The organism is Marinomonas foliarum (assembly GCF_003337275.1).
Taxonomy (GTDB): Bacteria; Pseudomonadota; Gammaproteobacteria; order Pseudomonadales; family Marinomonadaceae; genus Marinomonas; species Marinomonas foliarum.
Window position 1 is genome coordinate 18,910 of the sequence record NZ_QPJQ01000017.1, and the last position, 18,933, is coordinate 37,842.

At 43.0% G+C, this 18,933-nt stretch carries 21 protein-coding genes; 7 read left to right on the top strand and 14 right to left on the bottom strand.

Going from position 1 to position 18,933, the window contains the following annotated elements; all coding sequences use genetic code 11:
- Window positions 1-2 precede the first annotated feature (2 nt).
- The 10 genes from DFP77_RS10275 to DFP77_RS10320 form a co-directional block, all read right to left on the bottom strand.
- Entirely contained in the window at window positions 3-1,838 is a 1,836-nt protein-coding gene (locus DFP77_RS10275) for a VWA domain-containing protein (RefSeq protein WP_114412204.1), read from the bottom strand.
- A gap of 56 nt (window positions 1,839-1,894) precedes the next feature.
- Window positions 1,895-2,374, bottom strand: a complete 480-nt coding sequence (locus tag DFP77_RS10280) for a YcgN family cysteine cluster protein (RefSeq protein ID WP_114412205.1) — start codon at window positions 2,372-2,374, stop codon at window positions 1,895-1,897.
- Between the two features lie 17 nt (window positions 2,375-2,391).
- Window positions 2,392-2,685 carry a YcgL domain-containing protein gene (locus tag DFP77_RS10285; RefSeq protein ID WP_114412206.1) on the bottom strand — a complete coding sequence of 98 codons (294 nt, stop codon included), beginning with the start codon at window positions 2,683-2,685 and terminating at the stop codon, window positions 2,392-2,394.
- A 28-nt stretch (window positions 2,686-2,713) separates the two neighbouring features.
- Complete coding sequence (rnd, locus tag DFP77_RS10290; protein ID WP_114412207.1) at window positions 2,714-3,856, bottom strand: ribonuclease D; 1,143 nt, start codon at window positions 3,854-3,856, stop codon at window positions 2,714-2,716.
- Window position 3,857: 1 nt separating this feature from the next.
- Window positions 3,858-4,451, bottom strand: coding sequence for a recombination mediator RecR (recR, locus tag DFP77_RS10295; RefSeq protein WP_114412208.1), 594 nt, complete (start codon window positions 4,449-4,451; stop codon window positions 3,858-3,860).
- 9 nt (window positions 4,452-4,460) lie between these two features.
- Entirely contained in the window at window positions 4,461-4,787 is a 327-nt protein-coding gene (locus tag DFP77_RS10300; protein WP_114412209.1) for a YbaB/EbfC family nucleoid-associated protein, read from the bottom strand.
- A gap of 17 nt (window positions 4,788-4,804) precedes the next feature.
- Entirely contained in the window at window positions 4,805-7,030 is a 2,226-nt protein-coding gene (dnaX, locus tag DFP77_RS10305) for a DNA polymerase III subunit gamma/tau (RefSeq protein ID WP_114412210.1), read from the bottom strand.
- Between the two features lie 192 nt (window positions 7,031-7,222).
- Complete coding sequence (locus tag DFP77_RS10310; RefSeq protein WP_114412211.1) at window positions 7,223-8,284, bottom strand: putative periplasmic lipoprotein; 1,062 nt, start codon at window positions 8,282-8,284, stop codon at window positions 7,223-7,225.
- 164 nt (window positions 8,285-8,448) lie between these two features.
- Window positions 8,449-9,438 (bottom strand): oxygen-dependent tRNA uridine(34) hydroxylase TrhO, encoded by a 990-nt coding sequence (gene trhO / locus DFP77_RS10315; protein WP_114412212.1) that lies wholly within the window; start codon window positions 9,436-9,438, stop codon window positions 8,449-8,451.
- A gap of 125 nt (window positions 9,439-9,563) precedes the next feature.
- Window positions 9,564-10,256, bottom strand: coding sequence for a 2OG-Fe(II) oxygenase (locus DFP77_RS10320; protein WP_114412213.1), 693 nt, complete (start codon window positions 10,254-10,256; stop codon window positions 9,564-9,566).
- Between the two features lie 118 nt (window positions 10,257-10,374).
- Between DFP77_RS10320 and radD the strand changes: the two genes are divergently transcribed.
- Complete coding sequence (radD, locus tag DFP77_RS10325) at window positions 10,375-12,132, top strand: DNA repair helicase RadD (RefSeq protein ID WP_114412214.1); 1,758 nt, start codon at window positions 10,375-10,377, stop codon at window positions 12,130-12,132.
- A 5-nt stretch (window positions 12,133-12,137) separates the two neighbouring features.
- Here radD and DFP77_RS10330 read toward each other — a convergent pair whose 3' ends face one another.
- Together DFP77_RS10330 and DFP77_RS10335 are read right to left on the bottom strand one after the other, a co-directional pair.
- A complete protein-coding gene (locus tag DFP77_RS10330) occupies window positions 12,138-12,725 on the bottom strand; it encodes a TetR/AcrR family transcriptional regulator (protein WP_114412215.1) in 588 nt (195 codons plus the stop codon).
- Window positions 12,726-12,794: 69 nt separating this feature from the next.
- Window positions 12,795-13,556, bottom strand: coding sequence for a DUF1499 domain-containing protein (locus DFP77_RS10335; protein WP_114412216.1), 762 nt, complete (start codon window positions 13,554-13,556; stop codon window positions 12,795-12,797).
- Window positions 13,557-13,864: 308 nt separating this feature from the next.
- Between DFP77_RS10335 and DFP77_RS10340 the strand changes: the two genes are divergently transcribed.
- Window positions 13,865-14,512: a tRNA-uridine aminocarboxypropyltransferase gene (locus DFP77_RS10340; RefSeq protein ID WP_258861127.1), complete on the top strand. Its 648-nt coding sequence runs from the start codon at window positions 13,865-13,867 to the stop codon at window positions 14,510-14,512.
- Window positions 14,513-14,561: 49 nt separating this feature from the next.
- Here DFP77_RS10340 and DFP77_RS10345 read toward each other — a convergent pair whose 3' ends face one another.
- Window positions 14,562-15,044 carry a DUF2947 family protein gene (locus DFP77_RS10345; protein WP_114412218.1) on the bottom strand — a complete coding sequence of 161 codons (483 nt, stop codon included), beginning with the start codon at window positions 15,042-15,044 and terminating at the stop codon, window positions 14,562-14,564.
- 144 nt (window positions 15,045-15,188) lie between these two features.
- On the opposite strand from DFP77_RS10345, the gene DFP77_RS10350 reads away from it, so the two are divergent.
- Entirely contained in the window at window positions 15,189-15,380 is a 192-nt protein-coding gene (locus tag DFP77_RS10350) for a hypothetical protein (protein ID WP_114412219.1), read from the top strand.
- Between the two features lie 147 nt (window positions 15,381-15,527).
- A complete protein-coding gene (locus DFP77_RS10355) occupies window positions 15,528-16,172 on the top strand; it encodes an HAD family hydrolase (RefSeq protein WP_114412220.1) in 645 nt (214 codons plus the stop codon).
- Window positions 16,173-16,220: 48 nt separating this feature from the next.
- On the opposite strand, the gene DFP77_RS10360 is transcribed toward DFP77_RS10355, so the two are convergent.
- The gene (locus DFP77_RS10360) at window positions 16,221-17,249 is read right to left on the bottom strand and encodes a nucleoid-associated protein (protein WP_114412221.1); all 1,029 of its coding nucleotides are present in this window, start codon (window positions 17,247-17,249) and stop codon (window positions 16,221-16,223) included.
- A gap of 87 nt (window positions 17,250-17,336) precedes the next feature.
- Here DFP77_RS10360 and DFP77_RS10365 point away from each other — a divergent pair, with 87 nt between their 5' ends.
- The 3 genes from DFP77_RS10365 (at window position 17,337) to DFP77_RS10375 (ending at window position 18,924) form a co-directional block, all read left to right on the top strand.
- Complete coding sequence (locus tag DFP77_RS10365) at window positions 17,337-17,654, top strand: hypothetical protein (RefSeq protein ID WP_114412222.1); 318 nt, start codon at window positions 17,337-17,339, stop codon at window positions 17,652-17,654.
- A 95-nt stretch (window positions 17,655-17,749) separates the two neighbouring features.
- A complete protein-coding gene (locus tag DFP77_RS10370) occupies window positions 17,750-18,172 on the top strand; it encodes a VOC family protein (protein ID WP_114412223.1) in 423 nt (140 codons plus the stop codon).
- Between the two features lie 122 nt (window positions 18,173-18,294).
- Window positions 18,295-18,924, top strand: a complete 630-nt coding sequence (locus tag DFP77_RS10375) for an OmpA family protein (protein ID WP_114412224.1) — start codon at window positions 18,295-18,297, stop codon at window positions 18,922-18,924.
- Window positions 18,925-18,933 lie beyond the last annotated feature (9 nt).

Here is an 18,933-nt window from a genome sequence, read left to right on the forward strand (position 1 = left end):
GGTTAAGATTTCTTTAAGCGTCGATACAATAAAATACCGGCCACTATAATGACTATACCGCCAATGTTTAAAGCCGCATATAACACCCATTCTTTTGACGAAAAGCCGTTATCTGTCTCTGCTGCAACGTTGGCGCTGGCATCGTCATCTGATGAATTAGATTCGGAGGCAAGTGGCGCGGGCTCTTCTGCATCATCAACGACAGAGATAACTGGAGGAAGGAAAACCGGCATGACATTTTTGTCCACTGTAGAAGCCGATAGAAGAGCTATTCCCTCGTCATTTGCGCCTACTAAACCAACCACAGGCTCATCATTACCTTTTCGGCTGAATTGCCAAACAGGTGTCCAATACTCAAAACTCTCACCGTTATGATCTACGCCAAGTAATTCAGCACGCACCTTAACATTGTCATCTGGCGCAACAGGAACAATCATTTCCCAATAGCCTTGACCCACCAAAGGCATTTCTTCCACCTTGCTGGTGCCATTATTGTAGGTAAATTCCAGCCTGATATTGGATTGTAAAATATCCAGTCTCAAATTCACTGGTAAAGCTGAAAGCGATACGAAGCTACCACCAGACTTCACCCCTTTAAACTCAATGGCTGGGTGTACGGTGAAATATTGACTCATCTGTCGAGAAAAAGTTTTACCATCGGCTACGCTGATAAGCTCATAACGACCTGGCTCGACAACTCCCTGCAGCGTTTGACTAAACGCTCCCTCTTGCAACACCAATTGGCGAGAAAAAATCGATTCTTTTTGCTCGCCACTGAGTCGCACTAGGCTTTGCTCTACACTTAGTAAGTTAAGTAATTTTCCATCTTGGATACGCGTGTTTTTTTGCAATAAGCCCACTGTAGAATCAATGGACTCACCTTGGAACATAACCGGTGGGATATCGGAGGTATACAAACCAAGGTCTGTGATAACCCTGACACTACTACGCTCTAGATCGACATTATTGATTGTCCATTCACCAGAGAGAGGTGCTCGAATTGTTAGCAAGGTGTAATGCTCTGATATCGCCACTGAAGTGCCATTACCGTTTTCCAATGGCTGCAATACGCCATCAGGCTTTATGATGCGCGGTTGGATCTCGCCATCGTGGAACACAACTAGGGTAAGTTCTTGGATCGCATCGTCGACTAAAAAACGATTGCCATCTAAAGGCAGCTCATCCGAAGGGGCGGCTTGCGCGAAAATACGATCGAAAGTGTCTAGCAAGTCTTCTGGAATGGCTACTTCCGTATGGGAAGCGTTAGTTCTTAGAGAAAGAGATTCAAGCAACTCTTTATCCGTATAACCCGTCATTGAAATGGTATGAAGGTGAATAGCACGGTCTTCTAGCTGGGGCGTTAGCTTATTAATAATTCGATCGCGAGAAGCTTTGTTTACCGCCTCATCTAGGCTGATGTCGACCATGCCATCGGTCACTAAAATCCAGTGACGGTTAAATCCCGACTCTAGAGTTCCACTGTCTGGTGTCTCTAATAACATCTTAACAATAGATTCCAAGTCGGTTTTAACATCTTGGGTAACGTAGCTGTTCACGTAACTTGAAAGTTTGGCTTTGGTGGCTTGGTTTACTGTGGATTCAGGCAATAACACTCGCGCTTCTTCCCCAAACAGCCAAACACCTAATGTGGCCTCTTCTTCTGGTGCTAGATTGGAAATAAGACGCAGTGCTTCTGATGTTAGCTTATCAGGGTCACTGATCAGCATACTGCCAGAAGCATCTACGATAACGCGGAACTGGGTATCCGCCTGACTAAACGGCGTAACAAAAGATAAAACAGCCGCTAACAACACAGTATTTATTTTCAACCACTTCACGTTTGCGAACTCCTTGAACTACTTTACTTTGCTGAATTTAGCGACCGTTCGCCTCATTAGGTTATGTCATAAGGCTCCGGCATGCCATGTACCCACTTAATAATATGGGTTTCCCAATCTTCTTCGTCTACTGACGCTTCACTCACTGCATAGTGACTCACAGTCAAACCTTGGCGAATCATCTCTTTATTGCTACCTACTATCAAAGGGTGCCAGTTCGGCAACTCTTTGGTTTCATGCAATACACGGTAACTGCAGGTATCAGGCAACCAATGAAACTCATCGATTTGATCGGGTGTTAATGTAATGCAAGTAGACACCTTATCCTGTCGGGTTTCATACACTTTACACTGGCATGAGCCAATATTCAGTTGATGACACGATAAGTTGGTATAAAAAACCTCTTCAGTTTCATCGTCTTGTAATTTTTGTAGGCAACATTTTCCACAACCATCACAAATCGACTCCCATTCCACTGAAGACATTTTCTCCAGCGCCGTGGTTTTCCAAAAAGGCTCGTAACGCTTCGCAATCATTCTTTGGACCCAAATAGTTAGTAAACAGCTTCTGTTGGTGTTTTGTACAAGTCCAACAAACAGTCATCTTTCGCTGGTGGCAATTGCAAATAAAAGCCTTTTTCTCGAATGCCTTCAATCACCTTTTCAGGTGTTGCTCGAGCTAATTTACTTTCTTTGGTTAACAACATGGTCATCGCACTGATGCCTTTACCAAATCGAGACATGAGTTCTTCTGGAATTTCTTTCAGCCCTTTGCTTTTTTCGACATACAAGTACATCCCATCATGCTTACTGGAACGAAATACTTCTACGATTAAATGCTGTTTCATAGTTTTCTCTTGACGATATTACGCCATATTAGGACTTTTTAAATTTTTCGAGCACTGGGTTAACAATAATATCGCGACGCCAGCCAGTTAGTGCAGGGTTCTGCCAATCAATCTCAGTACCATCAAACAAATGACGCACTAGAGGATCCAACAGTTTACGCTTCATCATGGCTTCTGGTGCAATATTTAATGCTTCTGCTTTTTGGCGGACAAACGATTTGATTGATTTCGTCAGCTCTCCCGCCTGTGAAGGCAAAGGAATTTCCAGAGGCAACTGATACTCATCTTCTGACAGCTCATTGACTAGAGCCACATTCTGTAAGATCACATCACCGTACAAACGATGCTGACGACCTGTTAGTTCTTCTGCTTCAGAAACGGCTTTATTGTGTGTCGGCAAGGTTTTACCCAAAGACCACAATGTACGATCTTTCAGTATCTGTCCCTTTGGAACATTTTCTTTACGAGCTTGCTCATCACGCCAAATAAACAACAAGCGTAATAGCGTCAAACCTGCTGGTGACAAGCGCCATGCGGTTTTCACACCGTCCCAATTTTGCTCTGGATCAGAGTTCATCTGATACTGCCACTTCAATGATTCACAATCTTCCATGACCCATTCAAGCATGCTTTTTTCTTCCAATCGGGCAATTTGCATTGGATACACTTTGGCTAGATACACAACATCTAATGCTGCGTAACGCTTTTGCGCATCGGTCAAAGGTCGTTGAACCCAATCAGAACGGGTTTCGTCTTTTGCCACTTCAATTTTCAGGTACTCATGGATAAGTTTCACGTAACTTAATGACCATTGAGCGCTAGCGTAGGCCTCGCCAATTTGAGTATCGTAAAACGGCGCGGGCAATACTCCCAACAAACGATCAAAAACATCCAAGTCTTCCGAACAAGCATGGAAAACTTTCATCACAGAAGGGTTCACCATCAAATCACGAAGTGGTTCCCATTCATCAATGCTCAAAGGATCAATCAGTACGGCTTTCTCGCCTTCACTAATTTGGATTAGCCCCGTAATTGGAAAATAGGTCGTGCGACGAATAAATTCTGTATCGACGGCGATAACGGGTAATTCTGCCCAGTACTCACACCAACTCGCCAGTGATTCATTGTCCGCAACCCAAATAATATTCAGAGCATCATCTTGATCATTCATACTAGAGTTTTTTCCGTCCCTCTAGCGCTAAAGCCAGAGTGTTTCCATCAACGTATTCCAGCTCACCACCCATGGGGACACCATGAGCAATTCGACTGACATTGATGTTCAATGTTTTTAATTTTTCAGCGATATAATGGCAAGTTGCCTCACCTTCAACCGTCGAATTCGTGGCGATTATCGCCTCTTCAACCTGGTTATGTTGAACCAAGGTTTCTAAACGATCTAAGCCTAATTCTTCTGGACCAATTCCATCAATCGGTGACAAATGCCCCAACAAAACAAAATACCGTCCAGAGAAGCTGCCTGCAGATTCAATAGCAACGACGTCTGCAGGCGTCTCAACAATACACAAATGCTTTGCATCACGCTCTGGATCTGTACAAATCTGGCACTCAGACTCTTCAGTCAAGGTACGGCAGCTTGAACAACGCCCGACTTTATCAAGCGCCTCGCGCAATGCACTAGCAAGCCTATCCGCCCCTTGATGATCACGTTCTAATAGATATAACGCCATCTTTTGAGCCGATCTAGGCCCAACGCCAGGCAAGCAACGTAATGATTCCATCAACTCTTTAATTAAGGGACTAAACAAAGCTTACTCCTAGAAAGGCATTTTAAAGCCAGGCGGTAAAGACATACCTGCCGTCGCTGCAGCCATTTTTTCTTTTTGAGACACTTCGATATTACGCACAGCATCGTTTACCGCTGCAGCGATTAGATCTTCTAGCATTTCTTTGTCATCACCAAACAAGGAATCATCAATAGAAACGCGCTTAACATCGTGACGGCCTGTCATCAACACTTTAACAAGGCCTGCACCAGCTTGACCTTCTACTTCCATGTTAGCGACTTCTTCTTGCGCCTTCTGCATATTTTCTTGCATCTGCTGCGCTTGGCGCATCATGTTGCCCATTCCACCTTTAAACATAACGTTTTCTCTCCAATTTAAGCTTTAACTTTAACCGTATCGTAAACCAACTGTGCGCCCATCGTTGCCGACAAAGCTTGCACAATCGGATGTGAATTTAAATGTTCTATTGCCACCTGCAAGGCTTCTGCCCGCTTGCTGGCGGCAAATTCTTCTGCGGTAACACCTGAAGTATCTTCCACAGTATCGATAATCAGAGGCACTGGCATGGTGAAAAAGTCACTCAGCGCGCCTTGTATTTGTTCATAACGAACCTGATTTAACATGTGTCCGTATTCTAACGGCACTTCTAAGCGAATGCCTTGATCGCTTGCATCAACCAAGCTAGAGTTCATTAAAATATTTTGCACCAAGCCTGTCAAAGGCAGACGCGGCGCCACCAGCCACCAGAGCTTCATGGTTAATTCGTTATAATGATTCAAGCTTGGCATCGTCATTCCCAGCGCAGGCTGAGCGATAATATCCGGCACTTTAGCTAAACGAGTATCTGGCTCTTTGCTTTCTTCAACAACAGTCTCTTCAACAGGTTCCGCGCCCAAGGCATCAACTAGGTCCGCAGCGGGATTAAATGGATCGGCGACGTCAGCGATTGCTCGCTCCTCCGCTTCTTCGTCATCCTCATCTTCGTCGTCACTTTCGTCTTCAGCGTGTTCTGCAAACTTTTCTTCACCTATAACAAAAGACTTAGGTTCAACATTAGGCTTATCTCTGCTTTCTAATTGTGCTTCTGGTTCTTGCTGCACAGAATCTAAGGATTCAGCTGAACCAAGAGCTTCAACTTCATTAAGCTCAACATCCTCAACGGGATCAATTGTATCGACTTGTGGCTCTTCAACCTGCTCCTCTACCACATCACCTTGAAGACTTACGCTTTCAATAGCATTATTGTCAGTTGCAACGAGGTCTTCTGAATTATCTTCAACAGGGATTTCTGATTCTGGAGCGTCTTCCCAAGGCGGGCGCTCTGCTGCTGTCATTGGCGTAACAGACTCTTGCTCAACAACCTGTTCTAATGGTTCTGTAACGACAGCCTCTGGCTCAATCGATGGTGTTTTTTTTTCCGTCATCCGCTGTGACGAATACTCTGGTTCAGCAGCGTGATCCATAGGTTCCGTAGACATAACTGGTGGTGCATTATGGCTCACTACCATAGGCGGTGCGGGACGAAACGCAATTAACCTTAGCATCAACATTTCAAAGCCAGCACGAGCTGAGTGCGCTAAATGTAAATCACGACGCCCAATCAATAGGCTCTGATACATCATTTGTATTTCTTCAGAGCTCACACTGGCCGCAATGTTTTTAATACGGACTAAATCACCTAACTGATCTGTTAATGCACCGGGTACTTGTTGCTCTATCGCCACTCGATGCAAAACATCAAGCAAGCTGCCACAAATCGCCGCAAAATCTGGTTGATAATCGGCAAGTTGCTCTATTCTATTCAACACTTGTGCTGCGTTCTTAGACGCAACGCTTTCTAATAAATCCAATACTTGTGCTTGGTTCACCAAGCCCAGCATCGCGGTCACACCGGATTCCGAAATCGTCCCATTGCCAAAAGCAATCGCTTGATCCGTCAAACTCAAGGCATCACGCATACTGCCATTGGCTGCTTGTCCAATTTGCCAAAGCGCTGGCTGGTCAAAATTAACTTGCTCGGTGTTAAGCACGGTTTGCAAATAGTCCACCACGCGCTGTGGTGACATATTTTTAAGATTGAACTGCAAACAACGAGACAAAATGGTCACAGGAAGCTTCTGTGGATCGGTCGTTGCTAGCAGAAATTTGACATGAGCTGGCGGCTCTTCAAGGGTTTTTAATAACGCATTGAAGGAATGAGTCGACAGCATGTGCACTTCGTCTATCAGGTAGACTTTAAAGCGTCCACGAGTTGGCGCGTATTGTACGTTTTCTAATAATTCACGGGTATCTTCTACCTTGGTACGAGATGCCGCATCCACTTCAATTAGATCAACAAAACGACCTTCGGCGATTTCTCGGCAACTATCGCAGGTTCCACAAGGCTCAGGGGAAATGCCATTGGTTTCACAGTTTAAGCATTTAGCAAAAATGCGCGCGATCGTGGTTTTACCGACACCGCGTGTACCAGTAAACAAATAAGCGTGATGTAAACGCTGTTGGCGTAAGGCATTTACCAACGCTTGAAGTACATGGTCTTGCCCAGCCATTTCAAGGAAAGTCTGTGGGCGCCATTTTCGTGCGAGTACTTGGTAGCTCATGCAATCCAATCTGATGATTATTGAGGCTGTGTAGCACAGCGTTTGATTGTTTAACCATACTACAGTCAACGCATATGGTTATATAATTTGCTGAATTTTAAGCTTTTTCAGCTTAAAAAGAAATGAGCTGATAGGAATACTATAGAGAACAAAATACCCCACTGGCTAAATCAGCCTAGTGGGGTGTCGAATTTATTGACGATCCGTTAATTTGAAGTCTTTTGGAACCTCAAAACGGCTGGTATGTTCACCGGACATATTAGCGGCTTTCACTTCTCGGATATACGAAATGATCGGCTTACCGTCTTCCATTCCCATCCATTTTTTGGCACCTTTTTCTGCTTGATCAGAAAAGAAACTACCTGCCATGTCTTTCAAAGAGTTAACAGGGTCTTTGGCATCAAACTTAGGGTCATCCTTTTTAGCTTCTGTCTCTGGGCAAGTATTCACATCTGCATACCACTCAAGTTTCACAGAGATTGGCTCACCACCAACGGATGTCAGTTTTTTCATTTCATTTTCTTTACCCGCACTAAAGAAAGCCATCGAGCTTTCCATATTTTGATCAAGCAAACGAGCCAAAGGGGTTGGAGCAATCACTTTGTTGAAATACTTTTGATCAAAGTCATGCGCCACTTTCAAAGCCTGATTATTAGACACATCAGCCATCCAATAATCCATCGTAACCACGTGCTCATCACGATTACCTTGATCATCTTCACTCACTAGATCCCATCGAGCAACGTACTGATCAGCGATAAATCCATTTATCTCCCTATCTTTCGCTTTAGGTGTTACAGTGAAATCGTATTTCTTCACAACGACCTTACAACTGTCATCTCCAGCTGGGTTGTAGTCTTCCTCATCGTCTTCGCCTTTATTTTTAAGCTTTTCTAGAGGGCTCAAAGAGCTACAACCAGACAAGGGACACTCAGCGTAGTTTTCAGCATTATAATTTACCTGCCAAAGTAGGTTTTTATCTAAGCGAGTAATTTCAGCTGTGTGATTATCGCCTGCGATGGTACTTGTTACCCAAGAATCGTACTCTGTTTTTACTTCTTCAGTACTTTTATTCCCAGCGGTATAACGAACCCTTGTTTGAGTTCCATCAGGTGCCAAAGGACCACTGGTGCGTATGCTGGTTTTTAGCACACTTGTATCAACCACGGGCGTTTTATCGACGACTTGACTAGCACAGCCTGACAACAGTAGAGCGGCGCCGGAAATGGCGAATAGGGACTTCGAATACTTCATGAAAAGAATCCTTCTAAAATTAATCCAATATATGACAGGGCTAAAAAACGGTAATCAGCCCGAGTGAGTAAGAATACTAGATCTATCACCTTCTAATTTCAACACCAACAAAAAAGGCCTGCATAAATGCTGGCCTTATAAAATATTCAATCAAAACAATATTATCAGGCTTGTTCACGAACCTTGCGCTGACGCTCTTTTTCTAGCGCTTTTTCCAAACGATGTTTTTCAACTGCATCCAGCACTTCCGCACCGATGTGCTCTTCACCACGAGAACGAGCCAACTGAACTTGGCGCTCACGCTCGATAAAACGTTGACGCTGCTCATCGGTGAATTTATCAACGCAATGCACGCAGCTCACACCTTGTATGTAATGCTCGCTTTGTTTCTCTTCTTCGGTAATCGGCATACGACACGCATGGCATTGGTCGTATTCGCCTTTTTGTAGGTCATGATTTACAGAAACGCGATTATCAAACACAAAACACTCACCTTCCCATAAGGTTTCTTCTTTCGGCACTTCTTCCAAGTACTTCAAGATACCACCTTCAAGGTGATACACCTCTTCGAAGCCTTGCTCTAACATATAAGCGGTGGATTTTTCACAACGAATACCACCCGTACAGAACATAGCAACTTTCTTGTGTTTCGCTGGATCCATGTTTTCTTTCACATAGGAAGGAAACTCACGGAAGGTCTCTGTTTTTGGGTTAACCGCATTTTTGAACGTGCCAATTTGCACTTCGTAATCGTTACGGGTATCAACAAGAACCACATCAGGATCAGAAATTAAAGCGTTCCATTCAGCCGGCTTTACATAAGTACCGACCACGCGCTTAGGATCGATGCCTTCAACGCCCATGGTAACGATTTCTTTTTTCAGTTTTACCTTTGTACGGTAGAACGGCATATCTTCGTCATAAGACTCTTTGGTGACAATGTTATCCAAACCTGGCTGCTGATCTAACCAAGCCAACATGGTATCAATACCTTCACGAGAACCCGCCACCGTACCATTAATACCTTCACTTGCTAGCAACAAAGTACCGCGAATCGCGTTGTCTTCTAAGGTTTTTTGGAGTGGTTCACGAAGGGACTCAAAATGAGGTAGAGCGACAAATTTATAAAGGGCACACACAACGACTTTAGACATAACATTCTCCTATGCGATCTGGAACGTAAAACCAGAGCAATTAAACAAGGCGCGCATTATAAAGATTTATAGACCATTTTTCGAGGCCAAACTCTAAAAAACCACACAATTAAAAGGGAGTAAATTTACTGGTCCGGATCAAGCGTAGACCCAGTGGTGTTATTAACACGGAACCAGCCAGCAATACTGTGCCGAGTCCGTTTCGCCACGACGACTTCATGATAAAAGCATTCGCTCAAAAACACCGCCAAGCGCCCTTTTTTCGGAAAAAATCGCCCCACCTCAACAGACGAGTCATTCTCGTCATAAATAATCAATTCACCACCATCGCCATCTTGCCAATCTTCGTTCAGATACAAAACGGTCGATAAAATACGATTACTCTCGCCTTTAAAGGCATCTATGTGTTTTTCGTAAAACGCCCCTTTTTCATATCGGGCAAAATGCGCTTCATAATCAAACAAACCTAAGAACAAACGTCGGTTGAGTGCGACACGCAAGTCTGCCATCATTTTTAAAAAATCGGTGCGAATAGGTTTGTCTGGATCAATCCACTGAATGTAATCACGTCGTGCATCCAAAACAATTTGGTGGTCTTGCTTACGACCAATACCCGCCTGCAACATCACCGCATTTTGTATGCTTTCTGCCTCATCCATTAACGCCTGAGTAAAATCCATTGAAAAAAAGTCGTCCTGTATACTCCACCCCTTGGTCTGTAGATCCATTAATAAATTAGCAAATGGCTCCTCCCTACTGAAAGCGGGAATAGAATTTTCAACATACAGGCGTTTAGCAGGCAGAACTTTGTTAGACATAGATAGATTCGTCACTTAAAAAAGATCACTTGTAAAAAGGCAAAATTACGACAACAGGTATGATACTGTAGCCAAAGACACAACACACCAAGATTTCACCTGATAGATTTAAAACAAAATGACCCAAACCTTTCAATTACGAGACTACCAAATTCAAGCCGTTGAGGCGTCTTTGGGACACTTTCGTAATAGCGACGACCCAGCCGTCATTGTACTTCCAACAGGCGCAGGAAAAAGCTTAGTAATAGCAGAGCTTAGTCGATTAGCCAAAGGTCGAGTTATTTGCCTGGCACACGTGAAAGAACTGGTTGAACAAAACCACGCGAAGTTCTTGGCAACCGGTGCATCGGCGGGAATTTTCTCTGCTGGGCTAAGTCAGAAAACCAGCACAGAAAAAACCACTTTCGCCAGCATACAATCGCTATCGGCAAACCTTGATAATTTTAACGAACCCGTAAGCTTAATCATCATTGATGAATGCCATCGCGTCGGCATGGAAGAAAGTGGCCAATACAATAAAACCATCGAACATTTTCGAGCACTAAACCCGAAGGTAAAAATCCTCGGTTTGACCGCCACACCCTATCGTTTAGGCAGTGGTTGGATCTACCAGAATCATTACCATGGCTACACACGAAGCTGCACCAACTCATTATTCAAGAAATGTATTTTTGAGCTGCCACTCCAACACATGGTGAAAAAAGGCTATTTGACACCTCCTATACATTACGATGCAGCGATTGCTCATTATGATTTCAGCTTACTAACCGAGAGCTTGGACGGCGAGCAAAACACCGACGACATCGCCTTAAACGAGCTGATTCATAAACACCCAAGAGTCACTGAAGCCGTTACCGAGCAAATATTACAACTTAGCCAAGATCGCCAAGGAGTGATGATTTTTGCTGCCACCATTGATCATGCCAGAGAAATCGCCAGTTACTTACCGGCGGATAAAACCGCGCTAATAACCGGTAAAACCAAGCTCAAACAACGCGATTCATTAATCACTGCATTTAAAAATAAAGAGATCAAATACTTGGTTAACGTTTCCGTATTAACCACCGGATTTGATGCACCCCATGTGGACGTAATCGCCATATTACGGCCAACGCAATCAATCAGTTTGTTCCAACAAATTGTCGGCCGCGGTTTGCGCTTAAGCCCAGGAAAAAAAGACTGCTTAGTCTTGGATTATACCAATAATGGCTACAATATATTTCAACCTGAGATTGGCGAAAAGCGCCCAACTCAAGATTCAGTGGCAGTGCAAATTCATTGCCCTGCATGCGACTTTGCCAATACATTCTGGGGAAGAAAAGACGCCGAAGGCAATATCCTTGAGCATTTTGGACGCCGCTGCCATGGTCTAGTGGAAACCGAACACGGAGAAGAGCAATGCACGTATCGCTTTCGCTTTAAACGCTGCCCTCATTGCAATGAAGAAAATGACATCGCTGCACGACAATGCCAACATTGTGCCGAAAAACTCATTGATCCAGACGATTTATTAAGAAGCGCACTCAATCTAAAAAACAACAAAGTCTTACGCTGCTCAGCAATTACGCCGGAAATAAACAGCAAAGAAAAAACCATTAAGATCACCTATCACGATGAAGACGGCTTAACACTGGCGGAGACATTCCGTTTTAATTTCAAGAAGTCCCGACAAGCATTTAACGACCTATTTGCACGAAGAATCGCCAATGGCAGTCAATCTATAGAATTTGATAAACTGGAAGAAGTAGAGCGTTTTTTACCATATCTTCCTGCGCCTGATTTCGTCATCGCGAAAAAGCAAAAGCAACATTGGCAGGTCACTGAACGATTATTCGACTACCAAGGCCCCTACCGAAAAGCCAACGAGCTTAGCTAAAAGCATTAACCCTTGGCTTTTAACGCATTACGATAAGACATTTCAAACGGCAGATTCATTCGCTTCAAATGGTCGATTGCAACCGCCCCCAAAACGCCCTTTGGCACCCCTGTTAGCAAAACAAACCAATAGTTAGCAATCATATTTTCAGCAAAAATACCGGCTGTTTTATCGTCTACACCAACCTGCTTGAAGCGCTTTACAATACCTTCTGAAATAACAGTCATTTGATTGGTATGAAACCCACCCTTCGCCAAGCTATCTAACAATACTTGTCGAGTAAATTCTGCGTATTCATCGTAAAAGTCAAATAAGACTTGGGCCATCTGCAGGAGATAGTCAATGGGGGAAGAGCTGGCTTTTTGAGAAGCAACAGCAGCGCGAAGCGCCACATCCATTTCATCAAAAAAGATATCTTTTACTAGAGAAAGCTTATCGGGAAAGTGAACAAACAAAGTTCCAACTGCAATGCCAGCTTTGTCACTTAGGTAGCGAGTACTGGTTGCTTCAATACCTTGTGTTAAAAAAGCTTGTTTAGCGATGGTTTTAATTTTAGATCGAGTATTGGCTTTTTGCTGCTGACGAAGACTCACCTTTATATTTCCTCTAAGAAAGATACTAATCGAGTCTAGCTTTTCTCTCTATCGATGACGAGCAGAAATTTAACGACCAAAATAAACATTAGGAATAGGAGAATGATTCAATGAGACAGATAGATCATTCATAAAAGACACAATTCGCTGAGCGTTTACACCGTAATCTCCAGTACCCACTCTAGAACATGAACGCATATCAATTCGAATTTTATTATCTACCTCAGTAATTCGAATTACAACATCATCACGAAAGCCAAAAATCGGCGTACGCGCTGTGGCTTCAATAATCCCCGCACCAGAATACGTAGCAATAACGTCCCAATCACGCTCTTCTACTAAATCGGCAACGGCAGCAAACACGGTGGCTTGATCTTTTCCAGAAAACAGAGGCTGAACATTGGGGTAATATTTTTGCTGAATGGGTGCCCATTCGGTGTTGTAACTTAAATCATTTTCTTTCGACTTTCGAATGAAATTAACATTTAGAAAACTGGGGGGCGTCTGGGTATCTGTGGTTATATCGTTGATATCAGGCAGTTCAGCGCGCTGACAATAGAAAACGATCCACATGATGCTATACAACAAAGAAACTATGAGAACTAAAAAAAAGAAACGCTGAACACCAACATTTTTTTCTTTTCTGCATATACCCAACGAAGCCGCAGCTAACAGGGATAACACCAAAGAAGCAAATACGCTCGTGCGCAACATTGAAAAGCCTGTTATTGGCTCAAAAATCCCTACTCTAACACCGGCGATTGATATAAACGCAACACACCCAACTAACATAAGCAGAATGTATAAAACCGGAGAGATATAACGACTCATAGACAACTCATAGTAAAAAAATAATATCTGACACCATATCGTGACTTGGTGACAACGAACAGAAGCAATAACGCTCTTTCAGATCATTCCTTTGTATTTGCATATTTTCTGTAAGGTTTTTGATAAAAAAGCTTAAGGAGCAAACCACACAGCCCACATAATAATGAATACAACTGTTTTTTCAAACTGGACATAAGAGGCAAATAATCGATAATGACTCAGCCAAAACGAGAGCCATTTTCACCATGACTAACACACCCTCTAAACATTCTATCGACATACTGCGTGAAGAATGCAAAACAGACTCCATGAGACCATTCATCGCCAGAGGTTCTAAGGCTGTCCGATGTGCCTACTGTTTAATGGCTGAGTTCGCTTGCTTTTGCCACCTCAGAAAAAGCATGGCATCGCCAATTGATTTCATTCTACTTTTTCATCGTGACGAAATTCACAAACCAACCAATAGCGGCAGACTCATAGCAGACCTGTTTCCAGAAGACACGCAAGCTTACTTATGGAGTCGAACAGAACCATCGGAGCAACTACTGAAGCGACTGAAAAGCTGCCAAGGAAACTGCACTGTATTGTTTCCAAACACAGAAACAGCACAAGCCCAAAACAGACAGCTAAGAAGTCTTATCCCTCCCAGTCACCAAAACAATAAAAAGCACACATTTATCATTTTGGATGGGACATGGAAGCAAGCAAGTAAAATGTTTCATCAAAGTGAATGGCTTAAAGAGATTCCTCACTTTGAAATTAACAGTGAAGCCCAGCGCTCATTCCTGGTTAGACACTCTAGCCATCAAATGCAGTTTGCGACCGCAGAAGTCACCGCCATGCTTCTCGAAACACTAGGACACGAGAAACACAGCAAACATCTATTGAATTATTACCAAGCCTTCAATGAGCATTGCATGATCAGTAGAAAACGGGGCAACAACCTCTCATTATGAAAGTAAATTACAGAAAAAGAATTTCAAAGAACGCTAGAGCCTAATTTAATTAGACGCCTCGAAACAACAAGTTACCCCAGCCATTAGTATGAAACTGCGCGGCTTGTTTTTTCTTTTTGCCCACTAAAATAGGCCCATTATCTAAAAAAAGAAATGCCTTCCACGTTCGTTTAAAAACACCCCAAGGCAGTTCAAAAACCAACTCATTATGGCAGCAAAAAAATACAGTCGTATCCTCACCCCAAGCAGAGAAATGCGTAAGAACCTCATCAGGTAAAGATGCCTCTTCACTATCCCACGCTTTTTCCCAGTGAAGCTTGCCATCAGGCACTTTTGCACTGTCTTTCTTTGGCCAGTCTTTGTCAGATAAGTGATCGGGATGAATCTGTTCATCACTAATATAATCTCGCCAAATTTGCGCGGCTCTTTGCTCACTTAACAAACAAATTTGCAGCAAATCTTCAGGCTCAACTTTTGGGTCATTACGCTTAAAAATCCAACTCTTGGAAAACTGTTCTAACGATTGGTACAAGGAAATTTCCTTAGCAAATTAAAATGATGAAAAAATCTAACCTAACGAGTGAAAAAGGATCGTTTGTTCATTTAATCAAGCTTAACTAATATTATCATTGTTGTAATAAAACAACATTTTCTATTAACAAATCAGGAGAATACCATGGACTCTCAAGAGCAATACGAAGCATTACTAGCAAAATGGGGCTATGCTGATACCTCTGTCGAAGACCACGCTCGCCGTCAAAGACGTGCTCGTCGTGTTAAAGCTGTTGTTGCTTTTTTCAAGAATGCTGTAACAGCAATTAAAAAAGTCAGCTCTCGCCCTCAGCAACTTGGTCAAGCAAGCAACTAATACCGGAAATAAGCCCATAATAATTGGCTGTTAGTGTATCGTAAATAGATCTTTTAAAGGGGAGAAAAATAATAAACCCCCTCCCTTCCTTAACCTCCTCTAAATTCGCTATCATCAATACTCATTCACAACAAAACACCTTCTTTTATGACTTACTCTTACAAAGCGATAATCTTTGATTGCGATGGCGTTATTGTCGATACAGAAACCATTTCCAACACTATTCTGAAATCCATGCTAAGTGAATGCGGCCTTGAACTTGATGACGAGACATTGCACGCAAAATTTACCGGATTCACTAACCAAGAAAACCTAATTAATGCCGAGAAGTTATTAGGAAGGCCTCTCCCAGCAAACTTTGATGAAGATTATAGGCAGCGCTTTCATGCTGTCATCGAAGCAGACCTAGACCCGATAAAAGGCGTGCGAGACTTACTCAACAAAATTACCATGCCAATCGCCATGGCAACCAATGCTCGACGTAAAGAAATGGATTTTAAACTAAACAAAATTCAACTAGCAGAACGCTTTTCTACACGCTTCTGTGTCGAGGACGTAGAAAATGGCAAACCTGCACCGGACCTTTACTTAAAAGCAGCAAAAGCACTCAATGTAGCGCCAGAAGATTGTTTGGTAATAGAAGATTCTATTGCAGGAATTACAGCTGGACGAGCGGCAGGAATGCGAGTACTTGCCTTTAGTGAAACCCTTGATGCGAACATGCAAACGGCCGCTGGCGCAACAGAATGCTTCCATACGATGAAAGAACTAGAAGGCTTGCTAGGGATTTAACAAACCTTCCACCCCTTCATCTCAAACAGCTTATTTTGTCTAAACCATTTAGTTAGACATAGACTGTAATTGTTTTAGCAGGCTCTTCGGCAACTCTTTTATAGTCAGCGTGCCGGAGTCTGCATCAAACACCACAGACTCACTCAGCAACTCACTATCAAAACTAATCGTCAAAGCACGAGAGCTACCAGACAAGCGTGTCAGTTTTTTCAGCGCTGCTTTTTCGACAAAGATTTCTTTCTCCATCTTAAAACTATCAGAATCGGCAATTTCTAAGAACTTATTCGCTTGCTCAACAGAAAATCGGGACTCAACTTGAGAAGCAATCTCCTTAATCGCCAACGGCTCGCGATCTTGCGCTTTCGCCTGACAATGCTCAGAAACCACTTTTTTGAATTCGTTCGCCTGCTTAGATGGAAAACCTTCCGACTGACAAAACGCAGAGGTCAAATCCACTAGCTTACGAGTTTCTTTTGCAGCGACTTTCGGTTCATCACAACCAATAAACTGAGTAAAATATTCACTCTCAAATTTAGGCGCCCGACCAAAACGGAAAGAAATGTAGCGCCCTTCATCGCCCGCTTGCCATGCCGTCAAATTAATACGCAGCGACATATGAAGCTTTTCCATCTCGATCTGCTCAATTTGCGACAAGCTCAAATCCGCACCAAGACCAATACCCTTTTTGCGTTTTAACATGACGATATACAAAAAGTGCGTATCATGTAGTTCGTAATGGTTAAACCACAACAAACCACCCTCTGCTTCTTCTACTGGCTCTAAATATTTCAGATATTCGGCAGCGCAATCCTTGGTAAATCCCGAAAAGTCGACAAAGGTATCGTTTTTAAAATGCTTAAACAATAAAGCTGGTAATTGCGCACCCTCCTCACTGCCTTGAGGGTTTACAAAGCGACCTGTATTCATTCCAGAACGATTGAATAGATTCGTCACCTGAGCAGACAACGCCTCAGCTTGCCCATCTACTGGGTTTTCATTGGGACGCGCAATAAGAATCGCCTTACGCTCGCCTTCATGTTTTTGAATCTCATGCACAATTAAGTTGCTAATAGACACCAGCTACCTCTTACGTTTAATATGGATGATTGCGATCATTTTTTAACCCATAGATTTACTTATAGGATATCCCCCAACCAAAACACTATGATAAAACCAAAAACCACCAAAAGAGACACGCGAGAAGAGCTTGAATCTCTGGTAGATCAATTTATCAAGCGAAACGGAACGATCCAGCAAGTAAATATGGGTGAATCCGGTTTAGTTGATGGCAAGTATAACACGAGCCACATAGGCTTTAACGAGCCTAAACAAGATCGGACGCCATTAAATCACGTTGTCGCTGCAATTCAACAAAGAAAGCACACCAAATCACCAACCACCCCAGCCGTTAAAAAGCGTCCTAAGAAGAAAATAATCTATGATGACTTTGGCGATCCTATCCGTTGGGTTTGGGAAGAATAAGCATATAAAAAGGCTCTTCTCTTGAGCGCTTTGAATTACCCTTTTAATCCTGCAATAATATTTCTCATATTATTAATATCGTTAGGAATTGAATCATGTCTATAAAGTATCTTCACGCAATGATAAGAACAGACAAACCAGAAGAAAGTCATACATTCTATACCGAAGGTTTAGGTCTAATTCAGACGCGACGTATGGACAGTGAAAAAGGCCAATTTTCACTTATTTACTACGCAACAGAGGAAGGCGCACCAGAAGTTGAGCTAACGCACAACTGGAGTGACCGCGAATACACCGGCGGCGATCAATTCGGTCACCTTGCATTTGAAGTCGATAATATTTATCAAGTATGTGAAAAACTACAATCCTTAGGCGTTAGTATCCTACGTCCACCTCGCGACGGTCACATGGCCTTCATTAAAGACCCGAACAACATCTCAATCGAGCTTTTACAAAAAGATGGCTCGCTTGAAATACAAGAACCTTGGGCTTCTATGGAAAACATTGGTAGCTGGTAATTACATAAAATTACAAACCTGTGACTTTTTTAAACAAAGCTACAAAAAACCAATGGCGATGTTAAGCTTTTGTCCATAAGCTAAATAAATCACAGATGTCTATTAAGGACAGTTAAAGAATAATGAGGACTTTACTCAAATACATCAGTCTGATCTCAGCGCTATTTGCTTTTGATCAACTTACCGCTGCAGAAAGCTTGTACGCTTCTAACATACAAGCTCGCCTAGCGGATTCCGACAAGGATGGTGTTATTGATGCTAGAGACCTCTGCCCAGACACTCCTGAAGGGGTAGCTGTAGACAACTACGGTTGCCCTTACGAAAGCACTAAACTCTTATCTATCGAACTAAACGTTCTTTTTGATTCCGGTAAAGCCGAGATTAAACCGCGCTTTTACTCAGAACTAAAAGAGCTGGCCAAGTTTCTGCAGGATAACCCAAACAGCAACGTGGTAATCGAAGGACATACGGACAGCAAAGGATCTGCAGAACTTAACCGAGTCTTATCCCAACGACGTGCCACCGCAATTGCTGACGTACTGGTAGACAGCTTTAGAATAAAAGCAGATCGAGTAAAAGGCATTGGCTATGGCGCAACTCGCCCAATAGCAGATAACGAAACAGCAACAGGACGCCAACTAAACCGTCGTGTTGTGGCAGAGGTTTTTGCAAAACAGCAATTCGCTAACGAACGCTGGACAATCTACAGTGTAGACCAAAGTTTAAACACAACCGCTCTCAAGAAAAACTAATCCCCTTTA

Coding starts and splice junctions, on each gene's coding strand:
- DFP77_RS10280 (WP_114412205.1), bottom strand. CDS start 2,374: ATGATTGCGAAGCGTTACGAGCCTTTTTGGAAAACCACGGCGCTGGAG.
- DFP77_RS10285 (WP_114412206.1), bottom strand. CDS start 2,685: ATGAAACAGCATTTAATCGTAGAAGTATTTCGTTCCAGTAAGCATGAT.
- rnd (WP_114412207.1), bottom strand. CDS start 3,856: ATGAATGATCAAGATGATGCTCTGAATATTATTTGGGTTGCGGACAAT.
- DFP77_RS10300 (WP_114412209.1), bottom strand. CDS start 4,787: ATGTTTAAAGGTGGAATGGGCAACATGATGCGCCAAGCGCAGCAGATG.
- dnaX (WP_114412210.1), bottom strand. CDS start 7,030: ATGAGCTACCAAGTACTCGCACGAAAATGGCGCCCACAGACTTTCCTT.
- DFP77_RS10310 (WP_114412211.1), bottom strand. CDS start 8,284: ATGAAGTATTCGAAGTCCCTATTCGCCATTTCCGGCGCCGCTCTACTG.
- trhO (WP_114412212.1), bottom strand. CDS start 9,438: ATGTCTAAAGTCGTTGTGTGTGCCCTTTATAAATTTGTCGCTCTACCT.
- DFP77_RS10320 (WP_114412213.1), bottom strand. CDS start 10,256: ATGTCTAACAAAGTTCTGCCTGCTAAACGCCTGTATGTTGAAAATTCT.
- radD (WP_114412214.1), top strand. CDS start 10,375: ATGACCCAAACCTTTCAATTACGAGACTACCAAATTCAAGCCGTTGAG.
- DFP77_RS10335 (WP_114412216.1), bottom strand. CDS start 13,556: ATGAGTCGTTATATCTCTCCGGTTTTATACATTCTGCTTATGTTAGTT.
- DFP77_RS10340 (WP_258861127.1), top strand. CDS start 13,865: ATGAGACCATTCATCGCCAGAGGTTCTAAGGCTGTCCGATGTGCCTAC.
- DFP77_RS10350 (WP_114412219.1), top strand. CDS start 15,189: ATGGACTCTCAAGAGCAATACGAAGCATTACTAGCAAAATGGGGCTAT.
- DFP77_RS10355 (WP_114412220.1), top strand. CDS start 15,528: ATGACTTACTCTTACAAAGCGATAATCTTTGATTGCGATGGCGTTATT.
- DFP77_RS10365 (WP_114412222.1), top strand. CDS start 17,337: ATGATAAAACCAAAAACCACCAAAAGAGACACGCGAGAAGAGCTTGAA.
- DFP77_RS10370 (WP_114412223.1), top strand. CDS start 17,750: ATGTCTATAAAGTATCTTCACGCAATGATAAGAACAGACAAACCAGAA.
- DFP77_RS10375 (WP_114412224.1), top strand. CDS start 18,295: ATGAGGACTTTACTCAAATACATCAGTCTGATCTCAGCGCTATTTGCT.